The organism is Streptococcus salivarius (assembly GCF_009738225.1).
GTDB lineage: Bacteria > Bacillota > Bacilli > Lactobacillales > Streptococcaceae > Streptococcus.
Genome location: NZ_CP018188.1, coordinates 62,822 through 82,543 on the forward strand (window position 1 = coordinate 62,822; position 19,722 = coordinate 82,543).

General features: G+C 35.8%; 12 protein-coding genes. 4 read left to right on the forward strand and 8 right to left on the reverse strand.

Features of this window, described 5'->3' with window-relative positions; translation table 11 throughout:
• Window positions 1-541: 541 nt before the first annotated feature.
• The 8 genes from BSR19_RS10825 to BSR19_RS10860 all read right to left on the reverse strand — a co-directional run bounded on the left by BSR19_RS10825 (window position 542) and on the right by BSR19_RS10860 (window position 13,170).
• Window positions 542-6,058, reverse strand: a complete 5,517-nt coding sequence (locus BSR19_RS10825; protein WP_156247131.1) for an SNF2-related protein — start codon at window positions 6,056-6,058, stop codon at window positions 542-544.
• Between the two features lie 74 nt (window positions 6,059-6,132).
• Complete coding sequence (locus BSR19_RS10830) at window positions 6,133-6,480, reverse strand: hypothetical protein (protein WP_156247132.1); 348 nt, start codon at window positions 6,478-6,480, stop codon at window positions 6,133-6,135.
• Between the two features lie 120 nt (window positions 6,481-6,600).
• Window positions 6,601-8,148, reverse strand: coding sequence for a PcfJ domain-containing protein (locus BSR19_RS10835; protein WP_156247133.1), 1,548 nt, complete (start codon window positions 8,146-8,148; stop codon window positions 6,601-6,603).
• A 58-nt stretch (window positions 8,149-8,206) separates the two neighbouring features.
• Window positions 8,207-8,776 carry a Cas9 inhibitor AcrIIA9 family protein gene (locus tag BSR19_RS10840; protein WP_156247134.1) on the reverse strand — a complete coding sequence of 190 codons (570 nt, stop codon included), beginning with the start codon at window positions 8,774-8,776 and terminating at the stop codon, window positions 8,207-8,209.
• Window positions 8,777-8,791: 15 nt separating this feature from the next.
• A complete protein-coding gene (locus BSR19_RS10845; RefSeq protein WP_231606045.1) occupies window positions 8,792-9,592 on the reverse strand; it encodes an ATPase, T2SS/T4P/T4SS family in 801 nt (266 codons plus the stop codon).
• A gap of 13 nt (window positions 9,593-9,605) precedes the next feature.
• On the reverse strand, window positions 9,606-11,069 hold the full coding sequence (locus BSR19_RS10850; RefSeq protein ID WP_156247136.1) for a hypothetical protein: 1,464 nt from the start codon (window positions 11,067-11,069) through the stop codon (window positions 9,606-9,608).
• A gap of 137 nt (window positions 11,070-11,206) precedes the next feature.
• Window positions 11,207-11,809 carry a nucleotidyltransferase family protein gene (locus tag BSR19_RS10855; RefSeq protein ID WP_156247137.1) on the reverse strand — a complete coding sequence of 201 codons (603 nt, stop codon included), beginning with the start codon at window positions 11,807-11,809 and terminating at the stop codon, window positions 11,207-11,209.
• A 32-nt stretch (window positions 11,810-11,841) separates the two neighbouring features.
• Window positions 11,842-13,170, reverse strand: coding sequence for a DUF3854 domain-containing protein (locus tag BSR19_RS10860; RefSeq protein ID WP_156247138.1), 1,329 nt, complete (start codon window positions 13,168-13,170; stop codon window positions 11,842-11,844).
• A 1,754-nt stretch (window positions 13,171-14,924) separates the two neighbouring features.
• Here BSR19_RS10860 and BSR19_RS10865 point away from each other — a divergent pair.
• From BSR19_RS10865 to BSR19_RS10880, 4 genes are all read left to right on the forward strand, one after another.
• Window positions 14,925-15,755, forward strand: coding sequence for a ParA family protein (locus tag BSR19_RS10865; protein ID WP_118189708.1), 831 nt, complete (start codon window positions 14,925-14,927; stop codon window positions 15,753-15,755).
• Window positions 15,739-16,263 carry a hypothetical protein gene (locus BSR19_RS10870; protein ID WP_156247139.1) on the forward strand — a complete coding sequence of 175 codons (525 nt, stop codon included), beginning with the start codon at window positions 15,739-15,741 and terminating at the stop codon, window positions 16,261-16,263. Before BSR19_RS10865 ends, BSR19_RS10870 begins: the two co-directional genes overlap by 17 nt.
• Window positions 16,264-16,983: 720 nt before the next feature.
• On the forward strand, window positions 16,984-18,390 hold the full coding sequence (locus BSR19_RS10875; RefSeq protein ID WP_231606046.1) for a replication initiation protein: 1,407 nt from the start codon (window positions 16,984-16,986) through the stop codon (window positions 18,388-18,390).
• A gap of 190 nt (window positions 18,391-18,580) precedes the next feature.
• Entirely contained in the window at window positions 18,581-19,564 is a 984-nt protein-coding gene (locus tag BSR19_RS10880) for a tyrosine-type recombinase/integrase (protein WP_156247141.1), read from the forward strand.
• The last annotated feature ends 158 nt before the right edge of the window (window positions 19,565-19,722 follow it).

A 19,722-nucleotide genomic window follows, 5' to 3' on the forward strand; every position in this document is an offset into this window, starting at 1 on the left:
GTAGTAAATTTTTTCTACGCTCTTATTGTAACCAATACATCTTTATTTTTAGTGAGTAAAAAGTGCAAATATTGTTTTTTTATTAATATTTTTAAAATGTAAAATATCGCTTTATAAAAAGCAGTCTCTCAAATTTCATTTTTTGTAGCTATTTTACAATCCAATGCCTTCTTATTATAAAATTAATCCCTTAAATTCAGACTAGGTGACTTAACAAAGAGAAACACTCAAAATAGTGTTTGTCTACTGTCTAAATTTTCTAGCTCTTATTCTTGTTTCTTGCCGAGAGGTTTGAGTATGAAAAAACAATTTAACTTATACATACTTCTTTTTGAGGTAATTATTATAATATTTTCATCACTACCTTTTTTATAAACTTTATTCAAAAGGAGTCATTCTGACTCCTTTTGAACATAAAGAAAATTTCTAACCAAATATTGAACAGACGGCTATTCCAAATATCTGAAACATTTCAATTTATGACAATCAATAATAGAAAAGGATAACATCTCCTCAAGAAGATATTATCCTTTTTTTATGATTAAACGAAATCAAATAGTGAAATTTCTTCGTAGACTTCTACTTCTACTACCTCATTAACAGAGGTTTCAGTAACTACCTCTGTAGAAACATTGTCATTATGTTCTTCAGTCATTCCAAAGAGTGCAGAAATACTTTCTAGGAAGACATCAGCCATATCAAGAACTTCTTGTGAAACAACAACATGAGTCGTTTCTTCAACGGTTTCTTGAGCAACTACTACTTCTTCCTCGAAGGCAGCCTCTGCTTCATCTACTGACTCATCGATAACTTCAACAAGTTCGCTTTCTTCATCAGGATTATAGCTAGCACTATATTCCTCAGTGATTGAGCTAACTTTTACATCAGAGTCCTCATCCATCTCTGGATGGTCTGCCTTGTACTGTGATTCGAAAGCATTGATAACTTCTTCAATTTGCTCTACAGTAGGCTTCTTAGACTCGTCCTCGACTTCGATAAGAGGATTAACAATGGCACGTTTAGCTGATACATAGTCAAGACGAGCTTGATCTGCAAAAACATCTGCAGCTTCTCCTCGCTTAATAGTTTCTGAACAACGGTCAATGTTTTCCTGTAAGAGTTTGGCTTGTTTATCCATACCATCAATAACATTGTTGATACGCTGGATAGTCCCAATACCACTCGCAAAGTCTAGACGAACAGCATAGCTATTTTGACCAATAATATGCAAGTCAAGCATGCGTTCTGGTTGCCAAGGTGATTTTTGTTCCAACGCACGAAGGACAAAACCACGATAATGAGCAAGGGTTGTCATTTTCATATGTAGTGGATCAGAGGCAACATTCATTTGCATAGCATAGTTCAGTTGATTACCTGCAACATCTTTCTTAGTTGCTTCGTATCCATCTGGTTCAAATGTCATAACAAATGGGTTATGTTCAACCTCATATTTCTTACCATCTTCTTTTTCAACCACTTCTTTCCAAGGTTTTGTCTTTTCTGCAAGCTCTTTATCCTGGACTAATAGAGAAAGTTTCTTCTCGTAATTTTCCTTATCTTTAAGGGCTTGCTTAATACGTTTTTGAGACAAAGCAATATAACGTTTCCAAGCCTTACGACGATTAGACAACAACTCAAATTCGTTATCAAGTTCCATCTTAAGTTTAAGATATGGATTGCCTGTCGCAATGGCTTTAAATTCAGAGGCTGAAAGTGTTTGCTCGTCAATATCCTCTGAAGCTCGCATCGGTGTACGACTGGTCATGATTTGCGTAATATAACGGAGCTTTGTTTCTTGAATCTGCCAAAGGTAGTTATCAAAACTTCCCTTGGTGATATAGTGGAAAATATTTACCTTCCGATAAATATTTCCTTGACGAACCAAGCGTCCATTACGTTGGATAATGTCAGACGGTTTCCAAGGCACATCGAGATGATGAACAGCTTTCATACGACGTTGTACGTTAAGACCGGTTCCCCCTTTTTCCGTTGAAGCCATGAGAATACGAATCTCACCAGCATTCATTTGACGTTGAAGTTTGAGCTTAGCCTTTTTGTTAGCAGCATCGTGAATAAAAGCAATCTCTTCTTCTGGAATCCCACGTTCAACAAGCAAATCTTTCAACTCTTGGTAAACAGAGAAACCCTTGCCATTAGGAGTTCCTAGGTCAGAGAAAATCATCTGTGTCCCTTTATGCTTAGCTTCCTTGTGATAAATCTTATCCACGCGCTCAACCACTTGCATGAGTTTATCTGCATCAGCTCTTACATAGAGCTTTGCATCAAGCAAACGCATATCTAAAGCCAACTTTCTGGCTTCACTAGTGATTTTGAGCATGTTATCTACACTAGGATCTACACTCCCATTTTTAACTCGGTCTGAGCGTTCTACAAGCTCGTCCAAATAAACCTTTTGGTTATCAGTCAACTGACTCTCAACCGCTACCTTTTCTACCATAGGAACTGGAAGATTAAGGTCTTCAGTCATTTGGATATCTGCAGTCTGACGGTAAATTGCCATCAGCTCAGGGAGATTCATAAATTTAGCAAAGCGTTTACGTGAGATGTACTTATCTCCAGTAGGATTAAGCTCGAGACTATTCTCAACAATCCCAAATGCACCAACCCAAGCGTCAAAGAAACTTACACCGAAATGTTCCATAACATCTGGTTGAAGGTAATTCATCATGGTATACATTTCACTGATAGAGTTGGAAACAGGCGTACCAGTCGCAAAAACAACATGACGTGTATCATGCTCTTCTTGAAGCACGCGCACCTTCATTTCCATATCCATATTCTTTTTTGAGGTACGGTTGGTAATACCAGCAACGTTCCCCAAACGTGTCATAGGACGGACATTCTTGTACCCGTGAGCCTCATCAACAAAGAGCATATCAATACCAAGGCTTTCAAAGTTGATAAACTCATCAATACCAGTCTTGTTCTCAAGCAACGTTTCTAAGTTTGCCTCAAGACTTCTACGCATAGATTGTGCTTGCTTGAATGTGATTCTGTCGTCATTAGCTTTTGCGTAACTAATGATCTCATCAAGCTCATCAATCTTTTCAGAAATAAAGGCTTGTTCACGTTCTTGTGAGACACGAACTTTCTCAAATTGAGAATGCCCAATCACAATACCATCATAGTCGCTAGTTAGAATACGAGAAACGAACAAGCGACGACGTGACTTTTCAAAATCCTGCTCAGTCGTAACAAACACTTTCTTGGTAGGATAGAAACGCATAATTTCTTGACCAAATTGTGCTGTTAGACTAGACGGAACCACAAACAATGGTTTATGAATAAGCCCAAGCTCTTTCATTTTGAAAGCTGCTGAAATCATAGTTAGTGTCTTTCCAGTACCTACTTCGTGAGCGAGGAGTGCACGTCTCTCTTCAAGAATACGTTGGACGGCATTCTTTTGGTGAGGGCGAAGCTCTACACCTTTAGCCAAGCCATCAAATTCCAAGAGACTACCGTCATATTGACGTGTTACATAGCGATTAAAGACTTCATTGTAGGTATCTTCAATCACTTCTTGGACTGTTGGGTTTTCATGAATAAAGTTTTTAAAACTCTCTTGTAGCACACGTTCACACTCACGTAGGTTTGCTGTAGCCACTTCATCCACCTTACGTTGCGGGTTTTCAGTCGTACCGAAGTTACGCATGATAGTTGGTTGATTACTTGTAAGCAAGTGAGCCACAATATCTGTTGCGTGTGAGTAGCTTTTATTGTACTCATCACGTAAACCTAAACGTAGGTTAGATTGACGATGAATATAGCGGTTTAACAATCGTTCGTTGAAACCTCGTCCAATTCTGGATTTCACTAATAGCGATTTAGCTTCATCAGAATGGAGACCAACTGGTTCATCCAAAAGGTTACTAAACACCCATTGAGAAACGACGTTACCAGGAATCCAGCTAGAACCAATACTGAAATCAATATCAGATAAGACAACTGGTTCTGGTACAACAGATAAAATCAATTCCAAATAACGTTCCCAATCCGCTTGTGTATCTCCTTCTTCAATAAGGGAGTTAATACAATCACGTTTAGTGAGCACATCACCTGAAAGGAATTTATCCTTAGTAACATAGTGTACCGTCTTATCATCACTATAGCGTTCCACATCAATCATCACTGTCTCACCTAGTTCTGAAATCATCATGTCTTCTGAGACATCTGGATAAACAGAACTCATGAGATTCAAATCAACGCCACGACCTTCCGAAAGCGATACATTCAAGGCTTCTACTGCTGACATCACTTGATGGAGGTGTTTTTTAGGACGAATAGTTGGCTTTTTAAAAGCATCTGACTTCACAAAAACTACCTTTGAGCTGTCATTCTCGTCCAACTCCTCTAATTCAAGACTAGCGATAAGAGGATAACGATCATCTCGGTCAAAGAGGCGAGCATTCACCGCTTGATTGATATAGCCATACTTCTTCTTGAAAGTATCGTAGGCTTGATTAAGTGTTGCAAGCAGTTGTTTGAATTTACCTTCATCATAGTCTGTCGTCATTTGAATATCAATAATGGCTTGATAAGCATTTTTGATAGCAACCATGCCACGGATACGCTTGTTTTCTGTATCCGTAAGGGGTGTTTCATAGAAATAAATACCTTTGTAAAGCCCTTTACTTTTAGCTGCTTTAGAAGGTGTTTGACTTACCCATGTATTCGTAACAATATTAGGGTCTGCTTCTACTGCTGCTTCAAAGTCTAAAATGGCCTCTTCTTTGTATTTATCATCATATTTTACGAACTGTCCTTGTTCGTCTTGATAAAAAATCATTTCCGCTGCGCGTGAGCTAGGACGGATAGACGTGTTATCACGATAATAGACACGCCCATTTTTATCACAAGCATACTCGTTCAATCGAATATCAAGTGAAGCAAGTAATTCTTGGTCAAGATGATTCACTTCTTCTTTAAGGATAATATCACGAGGTTCTAGTCTCTCCACTTCGAAAGGCACGGTTACTTTTGATAGTGCTTCTTGAAGCTCTGAAGCTAAATCAAAAGAGCTATCTACCACAAGATCCAGTGTTCCACCATTGAAATTACGTACCTGATAATCACCTAGGACACAAGGATTTTTACAAATAGCATCCTGGAAGAAATAGGGATTGAGCGAGACACGTTTATCAAAGGGGAGTTTATTTCTATCTGAAGACCAGAAGTCAATATTATTATCGGGAACAGGGATAAAAGCTCCTTTTTGGAAAAATAGGATATCTGTTACCACTCGTGTTCCAGCATCTTTAAAAGCAGTATTTGGTAAGCGGACACCACCTAAAAACTGAGTTCCGCTACGACGGAGTTCTGGCAGAATTGAACCAGCACTCTTATCTGCAGTACCAGTTGAAGTGATAGCAGCAACCATCCCATGATAGGGTACCAAATCGATAGCTTTCTTAAAGAAGTAATCATGAATACGATAAGGTTTATTATCATAAGCTTTATCGACAATGCGAACATCCGCAAATGGAACATTCGTAATGACCAAGTCAAATGGTGTCCCTTCAAAGTTTACTGTTTCAAATCCTTGGACTAAAACAGTAGCATCTTGATGAAGGTGTTTAGCAATAGCACCAGTAATGGTATCAAGTTCAATTCCATAAAGAGTAGAATTCTTCTTGATATCCTCTGGCATTGTTTCAAAGAAGATACCAGTACCCATTGATGGATCAAGAACATTACCTCCTTTAAAACCACTTTCTACAATCTTATCCCACATTGCAGTAGCAATCTCTGGACTTGTGTAGTAAGCCGTAAGGGAGCTCATTTCCATCGCACGATATTCTTCTTTAGTGACAAGACTTTTTAGCTCATCACGTTCTTTTGCAAAACGATTAATCTTACTATCAAAGAAATCGTTAGCAAGTCCTCCCCAACCAACATAGTTAGAGAGAATTTCTTGTTCTGCACTATCGGCTAGACGGTTATCTGCTTCGAGTGCTTTCACAAGTTTAATGGCAGAAAGGTTATCTTGAACCTTTTCTGCTTTTGTCATTGTTTTAGTATTATTTTTTTGTTCTTCCATTGTTGTTCTTTCTCCTTAAAACTAAAAAAGACCTGGTATAATACCAAGTCTTTCTTTTTCGTTAAAGTAATTGTTTATCGTCTCACCAAGTTAGGATGATGATCTTCTAAAACAAATGGCTCATTATTAAGTTCTGGTATTGATATCCAATAAAAATCATCGGTATCAAAACCGTGCGTCATGGCAATTTCATGCCAGACATCTGGAGCTTTATAAGTATAGCCTAAAAGCTCTTTTCGATTTTTTCGCCCAAAATCAATTTGACGCCCTTTTAGAAAGTCTACCATACGTTCATAAGTGAATTCTGTATTCAACAGATAATCATCTTTTCTTACAAACGTTTCTATAGTCTCACTAACCGTATCAACTAGGTATTTCCCAATCATCCTTTTGTTGTTATATATAATAATAGTCAATTTCATTACTTTTATTGTCCCTCCCTGCATTTTACTAGAGAATACATCTAATATTTTCTTTAGTATAGCACAGAAAATTCGAGATTGACTAATAACCTATTGACGATTCTATCTTTCTCCTTTTATCTAAAACTGAATGTTAAGCTTTCCACAATGGGCTAAAAATTGTTCTGCTTCTTTCTTTGCCTCTTCATCTGCGGATTTGTTCCTTTCTCCTTTCAGTTGAATGATCCTATTGTTTTTCAATTCAAGAGTATAGAGAGGGGTTTCTCTGTCAGTTTTATCACGAACAAAGACAATAATAGAAGTTCCGTAGACAAAGTGTTTTTTTGCATAACTTCCAACACAATGATGTAGGGTTTTGCCTTCTTTGACAATTTCACTTTCGTCTTTAGGAAAGATAAAAGCATACTTGTCAAATGCGGTCTGAGCCTTCATCATGTTTGTCAAACGTTTAGCTGTTTCAATCTTCAACTTCGCCTCTTTCTTTTCGTCCTCAAGGCGTTGTTTCTCTTCTCTCAAATCTCTGACAGCATTAGTTACACGTAAATATGTACCACGTGCTTGTTGATTCTCGAGAAGAGCTGAATAATTTTCTACGACCTCTGTATGTTTGTTTTCCCAATTTTTTGGGATAACTACATAATCTCCATCAAATGGAATTCCCAGAGCTTCTACCATTTCTTGATAGTCCTCATAATCACGAAGGGAGATATTGTTTTTCATCATCCAGTTAATAAAACGAATTGGTTTCACAGTGGATGGTATGATACTTTCCAAACGCTTAATTAGTGGCTTCTTGTCAGAAATCATAGCGTTTATAATCAACTCATATAACCCCTCGAAGGTTCGACCATATCGTCTACGCAAATCTTCCTCGAAAAATGCCTTTTCAACATTTATATCCGTATTTTTTAGATACGGTTTATTCCTTTTAAGAAAGTTCATGGTAGCCTTCCCCATATTTGTATGCTTGTGCCCAAGACTATATGAGTAATATGATCTATAAAACGTAGACCCTACCAAATCTTTGACGATTCCACGCGCCTTGATTTTTTGAGCGAATTCAATACGCTCTCTATATTTATAAAGATGAGGTAGCACTAAGCTTATCTCAAAATTATCTTTAATCACTTGTCCAAAATCTAAATATCTCAACTCAGACTTTGTTTGTAATTTCTGAATAAGACTTTCCATATCCCCATAAAGCGTATAGACACTAAATGCACCAGAACCAAAAAAGAGAGCATTCCTCTGATTTTGGAATCCACTTCTATAGATATCTTTACCTTTTTGGGCTGAAAGAAATGGATCCCGGTGTGCTTTAACAATCTTATTGTTGGCAAGCTGATAAAAGTTGTAAAGTCTGACTTTGAACTTTTCTTTTCCTTTTTCGAAGGATTGAGTCACAGAATACATCTGCATTTCAATGCGTTTCTTTGTGACTCCCATCCAGACATAGTAAAAAGTATCACCTACAAAGGTTAAACGGCTGTTAAGTGATAAGCGTTTTGTAACCTTTTTCGAAAATTTTTTTCGGTCTGAAGAGATAATTGTCCTGGACTTATTAGTCCATTCATAGATAGGAAAATCATTCATCGCCCACTTGAAAAATCCGTTAGGAACTTTTAGACGATTGTCAACGATTTCTTGAATAGTCATTTCTTTTGTCATTGTTTTTCTCCTTAATCAATAAAAAATGGCCCTAGGACCATTTTTTATTTCCTTGTTGTTAAAATTCCCCTTCTTCAATAGATAAATCTGAAAAAAGATCTAACTGTTCCCCAACCTCTTTAGGCATTTTCTTTGTTTTTGGGGTCTTTTTAGTCTGTTTCTTTTTAGGCTTCTTGGTTGATTCTTTGCTACCAGTAGTCATTTTACCTACTACTGATTTAGTCTCAACTTTAGGGGTTTTCTTTTTAGTTTGGCTCTTCTTTTTTGGATTTTTTGTTGGTTTCTTACTACCAGTAGACATCCTACCAAAAACAGAACCTATTTCTACTTCTTCCGCAGTAAAATACTCCTTAACCCAAGAAAAGACCGTATCATCATCAACCATGGCCCCTTGACCATTTTTATAGTCAGATTTACTGGCTTTTCTGATGCAGTAACGCATAGCATTCTTAATCGTACGATCAAGGTGTGTGAGGATTCCAGAAATCAGCTCATCATCCTCTTGATGATCAACTATCCAATTATGAATAGCATCCTCAGTCGGGGTGTGAGCTTCTGCCATTTCATCATCAAAATGGCTTACTGCCATGAAGCGGTCAAAAGCATCAATCTTAATTTTATCTGTCATTGTTTTTCTCCTCTTTTATTTAACTAAAGCTACGTTTCGTTTCCCATCTTGTCCTTGTTTCATTTCTAAAACATCATGTGGGATTAAAAAGTCATCTTGATAGGCTGTTGTAACGACACTTAATCCTGCAGCAACAGCCTTAAGTACTGCTTCTACTTCTTCTTGTGTATTAGCTTCACCGATAAACAAGACATTAGGATTAAAGCGTGGGACTAAAGTGACCAGAGCATCATAGTCCATACGGTTAACCTCATTGACTTGTAGCTGGCCAAAAGATACATCCTTAATTTCGACATGTCTTTCAATTGTCATTACTTGCCCTTCTTTAAAAGCTTCAGCAAGTATCAAGTAGGCTAAAGTCGTTTTACCAACACCTGGACAACCAGTAATGACGTGTAAGCCCGGAATGCGTACTTGTTCAAGTACGTTTTCCAAGCTACTATCAAAATCAAAGTCACGCAAAGAAACTCGATGCTCATCCCCATTGATACAATCTAATAGTCGTATAGCCATCGTTTCTAGACCTCGAAAATCGCCTACCGTTGATATCTTGATGGTGATAACTCTACCATCATCCAACGGATAGTCACAAGTACCTAGTTGCCCACGCCGTTTTTCGATTACAATCATATCAGCCATAACTTTTATATGATTAAATAGAACATCCGCATCTTCTGATGAAATGTGGTCATAGACCTGTTTGACACCAGCTTTTCTAAATGCTACCTCGTATTCTTCACCATGTGGGAAGAAGGTAATATCTTGGATATTGTTATCGATAGCTTTTTTAAAAGCCTGTTTAATGTAAGTAATCATTGTTTTTCTCCTCTCAGAACTCAAACAAGCTTAACTGCTCTCCTTCAGTCGTTGGTTTATCATCATGTGGCTTTCGACAAGCTACTAATGCTTTTGGCACCTTCTCGACCTTATAAATTGGTTGCATAGCACGATAGTTCTCAAAGAACGTATCAAAAAATGCAAACAAAAGGTGTCGACATTGCCTTAAAGCCCTATACTCTAATCGAGTATAGTAAGTTGCTTCATCAGATAGCAATTCTGAATCCTTGGTATAAGTTTCAAAAACCCACCATTCAAAGCCACGTGCAAACACCTCGGTTGGTGTCAAATAATAGTCCAACTTCTTCTTAATGTGAACAGCTTGAGCTAAGTCCGTTCTGGTTTCCTCAGCTATTTGAATTAACTTCAGCAAGCTAGCCTTGTAGATATGACGAATATCTTTAAAGCTATGTGATGTAGAACTAATGATCCCAGCTTTATCATACGTATAGTCTAAATAATGTCCATACTCATGTATGAATGATGAGGAATCTCTTACATCAACTGCCATGATATTTAATCCAGGCACATAAAGTCCGCTTGCTTTATGTTTTCCTAGCTTTCGGAATTTGAGTTCTGGCTCTACAGCCGAATGAGGTAAGTGATTACACAACTTCTCCCATTCCTTCTCTAGAACCTTGAATTTCTCCTTGTTAAAATCACTACCTCGATAACGCTCAGTATCAACTTCAACTTTCGAAAACCCTAAATCAAGAAATGACGTGTTACTGTTCATTTCATAATCTTGAAAGATTTTATCCTCACGCACACTAGCTATCGTCTTAGTTGACTGATTAACATATTGTGCATTGAGGTTGGCTGCAAGTGCATCTTCATACTCTCTTTTAAGGACGTTAGCTATTTTTTGGATATTTCCATAATAACTACATTCCTTGTAGATACCTTCACTATGGATAGACATCAATTCAAGAAAGCTAAAAGATACTAGTCCATACCTCGTTTGAGAGCTACTCTCTCTCCAAAAATTTAGGTTTTTCTTCAACGGTACTCTAACCTTTGAATCGTCAATAATGAGAAGATACAAGGTTCGTTTGGTATCTTCTGCACTTTTAGTAGCAGGTAATCTACTTCCATGTAGTGTGAGAAGAATCTGTTCACCAAAGAGGTGTTCTTTATTTTCTTCATCTCTCAAATTCATACCCTCGAACAGTCTTTTTAGTTTATTCGAAAAATGAGCTTGATCATAACCAATGGTTTCAATATCAGCCATAATGTCTTTGACTTTGTAGGCTGTATAGACATTTTCCTGTCCGAATACCTCTACTGCTAGTGCTCCGACTTCTTGAGATAAAAGTTCCTGACAGTGATATCTGCGAATATTCGCATAATAAGTACAAAACTTTCTCACGATATCGCAAGCTTTATCAGTCTCTTTTATCTTGGGAAAAGTGACTTTTTTAGCAGTTTTTTGTGCTACTGTTAGTAAATTGGTCATTGTTTTTTCTCCTTCATAGCAAAAAGGAAGGTTAGCTCAAAGCTAATACCTTCCTCTTTCTCTTATATGTATTATGTACGATACACTATGCACTATACATATTATGATGTGCTATTTATCGCGTAAAAAAAGGAAACCTAATTATTGTTATCAAGTTTCCTTGCGAAATCTCGTTTATGGCGTTTGTGACTCTCTATATTTCGAGAAATATCATTCTTATCCCAGATTTGTAATTCCCAAGGATAAGAAAAATTACTTCCGTTTTTGAAATAGACATAGATACCAGTGTAGTCTTCTGTATCCTTTAAATACCAATTTTTAAGACCGTATTCTTCCTTCCAATCATCTAAACGATTCACCACTTCAGTAATGACAGATGTTGGCAAAATGACACGTGCTCCAAAAATATCATTTAAAACTGAATTTACTGGATACCCTTCGGGTCTTTTAGTAAAATGCTCAATCTTATCTAAAATAGATTCAGATGTTTTCACTCGATAGAAGTAACTAATATCGCTGACATCTGCTACCATCAAATAATCGTTGATTGACTCGTGCAGATTCAAACGATATTTTAGAATCTCATCAACTGGCACCTTAACAAAAGTGTGCTTAAGATTAACTTTAGCAAGTTTACCACTTTCAAAATACTCTTCTGAGTACTTTTTATGAATGGTGTTGATTTCAGAGATCAGTCGCTCTACTTTATTGATATCTGTCACAAGCTTATACTTCTCCATATTTTTTCTCCATTATACCATAACCCTTTTTGCTACAGGTTATAGGTCTTAAATCTAATTTTTTCTTCTGGGGAAGCTTTTAAAAGAAAATCATCGATTCCCTTTTCGTGAGGCCAGATTAGAGCACGAACTGTACAAGACTGCTTAGTGACTAGATCTTTAACCATGTCATACATACGTTCAAATACCGAGTCATTATCCTCAAAGTCTTGGTCAAATGCAAGATAAATTGGTTTAACCTTTTTGAGTTCAGTCTTTCCGATAAAGTCCGAGATAGGACGCCATGCTGCTACTCCTGCCATAGAAATAACACAGATGCTACCCAGTTGTGAGAGACGAGTGTTTTTCGCAACCGATGCGGTGATATCCCCTTTAAGCAGACCTTCAGTAACTAGAAGGTTATCAACCTTACTCATAAGATTGACTTTAGCCTTACCTTCATCAGAAAAGCGTGCTAGTTCTAAAATATCATCTGAATAAGCAAAATGTGGAAAGGACTTAGCACTTGTTCCCTCTGGCTTATATGCTGATGATACAAAGACATATTTTTGTCCTTTTTTAAAAGTCAACTCAAGTCCAGAACAAAACTTAACACTAGTTTCCTTAGTTGTCCCACTTGCTAGTTCATGTGATGAACCTTTAGCAAACACATACCAATTGAAGGTCCCATCGTCATTTTGGAAGACCTTAGCAGTACGTGCATTTCGTCCCTCTTGAAAGCCTTCATTAACTTTAGCTTGATAACTAACGTTATCAAGACGTACTTGAAAGCCTACAATTTGTCCCCATGAATTGCGACATGGAATTAGGATTCCATCTTTTGATTCAAAAATAGGACATTTTGCGTTTTCGTTCCAGTAGAAGCCAGGAACTCCACGCCATGCATCTTTAGGAAGGCCATTTGCAACAAAAAGCTTTTCCCAAATAGTTGCAGGATGAGATACTGTAGTATCAACCTGCTTCTGCCGTGTCTCTTTTGTCGATGAAGCATATCCACGTAAGGCAATAGTCTCAACAGAAAGACCTCGTTCTGCACTTGTTAAGTGCTTGACATGGTCCTTAGTCAATCCTAACACATCAATCACAAGAGAGTTCACCTTGTGAAGTGTTGAGATACTTGCCAAGGGCTGACTTTTCCAACTTGGTTCAAAAGTCACCTTTCTGGCTTTATTTTTGTCCAATTCATAGATCGTCCCAGCACTACCAAATTGTGGTTTGTCTGGGTCAATCTTTCTAGCACAGACTGCCTTAGTCTGATCTGCAAAAACCAGACACCAATCTGGTTTTCCACAAATAGGACAAGGGTAATCACGTCCTACGCGAATTAATTCTTGATTTCCAATTGTGATTAGTTTAGTCATTTTTTCTCCTTTAAAATGTTGTTGTAAAGTTACCTTGGAAAGCCTCGAATACCTATTCGTAGCCTTTCCTCCGCCTACTGACAGTTTAGACTTGGGAACACCTGTTCCTCGCCTCTAAACATCGAGATGTCGCCTTCCTTTTTTGTCCTTCTACCCAAACTCAAAACAAAAAAAGCATAACAAAGAAGCCGGCAAGCCTTGTCTCAAAAAACAAGGATGCGCGTGCCTATGGCAAACCATAGGATAAACTTCTCGTTATGCTTAGTTGCTAATAACGTTTGTTGTAGCCTTTCAAAAACTCAAGGCAAATTATCTCGTACGTGTTTCAAAGCGTTAAGCCCCTTTTTCTGTCTGATGGCTTAACTGATAGCTAAAAGCGAGTACGCTCCCTTTTAACCCAATTAAACATGGTATGCTTTTCACTGGGACAGATCCAGTAATGACATCTCCTCCTCCATGTTTCCTCTTTTCTCTAGTCACGTGACCAAAGATTCACCGTTAGAGGTGTGGTGAATTGATATAAATTAAACAATTTATGTCTTTAGTATAGCAAAGAGAAATTAACATTACAAGTTTATCGTTATTCGGATAATAACTTTATATACTGCTCTCAATTATATTTTTCAATACATTATATATAGCACATGATACATAGCCCATAGTTTACTACACACTATGTATCGTTTGATGGACATAATAAAATAGAGAAACAACCCTTTCTTAGTAAAGCTTATACAAGATACAATGTTAAACTATGTATCTTATATCGTGGGCTATTCGAATCAGCCTTTTACTAATTTCTTAATTACCTTAAGATGAATAGAATAAAAATAATGTTATATAGTTTTTAAATGTATCGTTCACTATACATAGTGGATAATCCACTATATACTATAGAACTATAGAATATATATTATCTACAATACATTATGTATCGCTTTTTCGACTATGATAAGATAGGGAGCAATCTTCACTAGAATATACAAGATACATTATTAAACTATGTATCTTGTATCGTAGGCTATTCAAACCAAACCTTTTACTAATTTCTCAAATGTCTTAAGATGAATAGAATAATAGTCATATATAGTTTTTCTATGTATCGTTCACAATACATCGTAGATTATCCAATATATACTATAAATATATATAATATATATATTTTACAATACATAATGTATCGGGTATTATACAACCTATGGAACATGCGAATAATTCAAATATATACGATACATTTTTATCTATCTATAGTACATTGATAATATTTATATCGTCTACGATACACTATTAAGTGTGTACGATTCTATAGTACACTATATGTAGATATACTATGTATATTATATAGTGTAATGTCTCCTGACAAATTATACTTAGTCCGTGAGATAACTAGCAGGTTTTATGTAAACTATTTATCTCTACAATATACATAGTATATAATAAAACAGTACATCGTCTTCAATGTATTACCTTTAGGTATATATTGTATCGTGTATTATATATCACTCTAGTCAAGATTTTATTCTATGTAGTATGATTTCTTTTGACTAGCATATAGTGAACGATACACTATGTATAAGCTATTTTGGAAATAGAGTTATCCACTATGTACTATACATAGTTTATCTTGTATTGTTTACGATATATCTTACATACTACTTGATATTAGATTTCTATATGGTATACTTTAAGTAGTTAATTATATGTATCGTTTTATTATACATAGTGTATCGTATATCGGATTGAAAGGAGTAGATATGGTTGCAAAAACAATCGTAGTCATGGATGAAAAAGGAGGGGCAGCCAAAACAACGTTAAGTTTGTTATTGGCTCAAGCTCTAGGAAATGCTGGATATAAAACGTGTGCTGGTGACCTAGACGGCCAGTGCAATCTAACTACAGCAGCAGGAGTGAATGAAGACGAACAAGAAGGAATCTATTCCGTACTAAAAAAAGAAGTAGACATAGTTGATGCTATTATTCCAGTCGACGGATATGATTTACTTCCAGGTAGTAAACTAATGAAGAACTGGGAGAGTGAAGCATCTGGTTTAAAAGATAGGGATTTTCGTTTAAGAAACGTTGTTCAAGATATCAATGACTACTATGATTTTGTACTCTTTGACACACCTCCATTTTTCGGTGTTTCTACAACAAGTACCCTTTTTACAAATTCAAAAGTTTATGTTCTTATTCCTACAACACCAGATAAGTTTGGTATCGAAGGGGTAAAAGATACCATTGAAGATATTGAAGCTGTTCAAGAAGGATTTTCATTCTTTGGAATTGATATTGTTATAGCAGGAATCGTTATAACTCAAGTTGATAAGGGGTCTGGTTTTAGTAAAAAATCTATAAAACAAGTTAAAGCTAGGGAAGCAGTAGCAACACTTGAGAAAATTGCTGAAGAGCATAATACTAAAGTTTTTGAACAATACTTGTTTAATAATAAACAATACAAAGATATGATTGCTAATCAAGCAAATGTATTTACCAATACAGGTTATAGCATCCCTCAAAAACAAATCACAAATGTTATGAATGAACTAATTAAGACGATTGGAGAACACAATGGCGAAGAAGCTTAATACAATCCAACAAAGAAATTATAATAACCTTTTAGCAGCAGTAGAATCAAATGACCGCATAACAGCTAAAGAAGTATTTGAACGCTTTTTTAAAGGGAAAGAGATTGAAGAAGTAGTAATTGATAAACTTAAGGAAAAGCATGATATTGCCTATCTAACTGAAGAAAGTGTAGAACCAAAAAAAGCCGTTGTTTCTCCTAAAAAAGTAAACACAGTTACTCAGAAAAAAGAAAAAAACAAAATTCTCACTAAACTGGAGCCAGCTAAAACAGCGGAAGAAAAATCGCGTGCAAATCTCAACATGACACAATTATCAATGTCACGTTTTTCTGCACTAAGAGCTGTTTTAAACAAAAAAGACCTTAAAGGAGAAAACGGGAATTATCCCAAACGTGGTGGATCTGATAAGCTATTCACTGAGATGTTAGACCAGATGTATCAACTTCTAGATCCAGAACAAAAGGAGTTGTTTAATACATTGGTAGAAACTGAAATGAGTTTCAAATAGAATGAATTATTCTTTATCATACAAAAGTGTAGGTATTTCTACACTTTTTCTTTTTTAGATTACTTGTAGCTTTTTTTAAAGAACTTATTATGATTTAATGGTCTCAATTACGATTAAGAATATTTAGTAATAATAGTTTAAATAGTATTAAGTAGTATTAAGTCGTTAAGAATAGTAACTAAGTAGTTAAATATAGTTTAAGTAGTAGAACTCCTGAAACCCTTGATGTTATTGAGTTTAGCTAAACATTATCCTATAAAACTGTATGTATATCCTACAAAATGGTAGGTATATCCTATAACTTTGCATGAAAGTCACACAAAGTTGCATGTTAAGTCTACAAAAGTGTATGTATCTCATATAAAATGGTAGGTGTGTCCTACAAAACGGTAGGTATGTCCTATAAAGTTGTATGTTAAGTCTACGAAAGTGCATGGATTTCATATAAAATGGTATGTATATCCTACAAAATGGTTGTAAATTTTAAAAATAACTATGAAAATCAGAAAATTAGTGGTATAATGTCATACAAAAGGGCTGTAAATTAATATGTTTATACCCTGTCACATATTGCAGTAAGCAATTAGGTTATAGTAAAATAATTACTTTTATTTAAAATACAACCAATATGTATGATGAATGAACTAAGAGAGGTAGAAGCATTTGGTAGAGAATAGAGAGTTCAGAGAGATCATCAAGTATGATAATAAGTTTACCCAAATGTTCCAACTTGGAGACCTTTCGCCTCTTCAAGAAAATATGATTTACTCTATATTTGGTGAGTTGCGAGATGTTTATGACGAAAATGAAGCAGCAATATTTTCTTATTCGAGTCTAGCAATGCTAGCAGGAAATACTTTTTTCAGTTCTAGGGAGCAAAAGATTGTTCCTAGGACTGGGAAACGATTTGAAACTACAGTTGAGGAACTAGAGGAAAGAATGACTAAAATTGTATATCGACATCCCGAAAAAGTTGTCGATGGTAAGGTAGTCTCTTACACCTCTATTCCACTATTCAAGACCTTTAGAGTAGACCATGAAAATAAACTCATTAAAATCCACTTGTCTGATGCGGAATACACTGAGTATGAAGAAGTTACTACAGAAGATGGAACAAAAGTAAAAGTAGAGGTCAAGCGTACAGTTAAAGACCTTTTCAATAACCCTGAGTGGGGTAAAAAAGCTAAGTATATTCAGTATGGGCGTGATTACCATAACTTATTGAAGAGTAAGTATTCTAAACGATTATTTAGGCATTTAGCGGACTGGCGTAAAACTGGGTTTGTAAAAGATACAGCTGAAGAGCTTGAACAAGAAGTTTTGATTTTGGATAGTCCTAGTTTACTTCGTTCAAAGGGGACTAAGCTGCAGCAAGCACTGGATGAAATTAATACGCTATTAGTTGATGAGCATGGCCTTCCTGTCATACAGGATTTAACAGTAGAGCGAATCAAAAAGGGGAAATCTATTACCCATTATATTTTTAGATTTAAGCCATTCGATGATGATTTGAGACGTATTGTTGCCACAAATGATAAAGTCATAACTTTCGAGAAGAAGAAGGAATTGGACATCAAGCGTAAGATGGCTATCGTGATGGAAAAGTTCTACACAATCTTTCCTAAAGGAAGTAAAGCAGACAACTACAATAATAAAAATCAACTAAAACATTGGCTTGAAACAATGGATCATGAACTTGTCATTGAGGCATTGGAACGAACAGGAAGTGACGGAAACCGTACTTTTGGTTGGACAAGAACCTTGCTTAATAAATGGGAAGTAGCAGGATATACAAAACTTTCAGACTTGAGAGATAAGCATCCAACTAATAAAGATAATCGCTCATCAAATGTTCCAGACTGGTCTGAGCCAAATTATGAAAATGGAACTGATGACAAAGACCGTTTAAGACTAGTAGTAGTAGCAGTTAAATCAGCTATTAAAATGGAACTCTCTAAGACGGCAGATGAAGACAATAAGGTAAATATTAAACATTTAGCAGAGAATCTGTTACAAGAGAAACTGTCTGAACTTAGTGAGAAAGGATTGGAATCACTGTCTGAAAGTCATTTTGAAGAGACGAGAGAACAACTTTTAGCTGAGGTACTGAGTTATTTTAAAATATAACGTCAGATATGTTTTCGTAAATAGATTATACATATAATAGCGATACATCGTGTATCGCTATTTTGTTTTAGAGATTATTTATACTAGTTAAATCTTAAAAAAACATACATTTTTGTATGATATAATAGGTCTAAAAATATAAGTAGTAAACTTGTAGTTAATTGCTATCAGTGTTGAGAGGAGGGGAATCATGTCAAAACAGAAAGATAAATATCTAGCACTTAGAAGGCAATTGCCAGAACTAATAGACGAGTATATGGCTTACCTTCAAGTAGATGTTGAAGAACCTTCTCCCAAAATGGTTGAACGTTTGTCTGTGATTCAGAAATTTTTAAATAGCTATGCAATTACGATTGATAAAGAGGGTGTCTCATTATCATTGACAGACTTAGAAAAATTACCACGAGAATTTGTTCAAAAATATTTGGCAAATTTACGTCTGAAGCCAGCGGGAAAAAGATTTATTCTCTATACTTTAGCAGGATTTTGGAATTATCTTACGAATACCTCTTTTACAATTGAGAGAGGTATGCCGTTGTTTTATCGTAACGTGTTTAATGAATGGAAGATAGTTTATAAAGAGAGTTACCACAACATAATATATTCCAAATCAAAGAAGAAGACTATTTTGTATACGCAGCAAGAGCTTGAAGGGCTACTTGATTTCATGGCAAACAGTTATGTTACAACTCTACCAACTCAGAAAAAAGCTGATAATTGGGAAAAGGAGAAAGAGCGAAATATTGCTATATTTGCGATCATAATTGGTACTGGAGCAAGTACTCAAGAAGTTGTTAACTTGACAGTTAGGGATATTGATCTGCGTAAAAAAGGAATTTGGGTTGTTAGGAACAACGAGAAACAGTTTATCCGTTTTCTTCCTTTCACCATTCCTTACATAGCTCCATTTGTTAAGGAACGACGTGGACGCTGGGACTTAGACCCTTCTATACCGTCATTATTTTTAACCATGTTGAAAAAGCCTATGGGGAGAAATACAATAGGTCATCTAGCAAAGAACATTGGACATGCTTATGGTAAGGTAATCACTCCTAGTATTTTAAAAGACAGCCACGCCTCTATTGTTTATAAAGAGACAGGTGATATTAAGAAAGTTGCTGAAATTCAAGGATATAGTTTAGATAAGAATCACCTTATAAGATTTATTGATTGATAGTATGAACTTATCTCCAGATTAGTTAGAAGGCCACTTAAGGCCTTTTTTATGTCACTGGGTTACGAATAGTGACTCCTAAGTCTATAATGAATTTATAGAGAATTATGGAGGTCTTATGCTTAGAAAAAACAATGAAAAAAGAGGTTGTCTTGGCA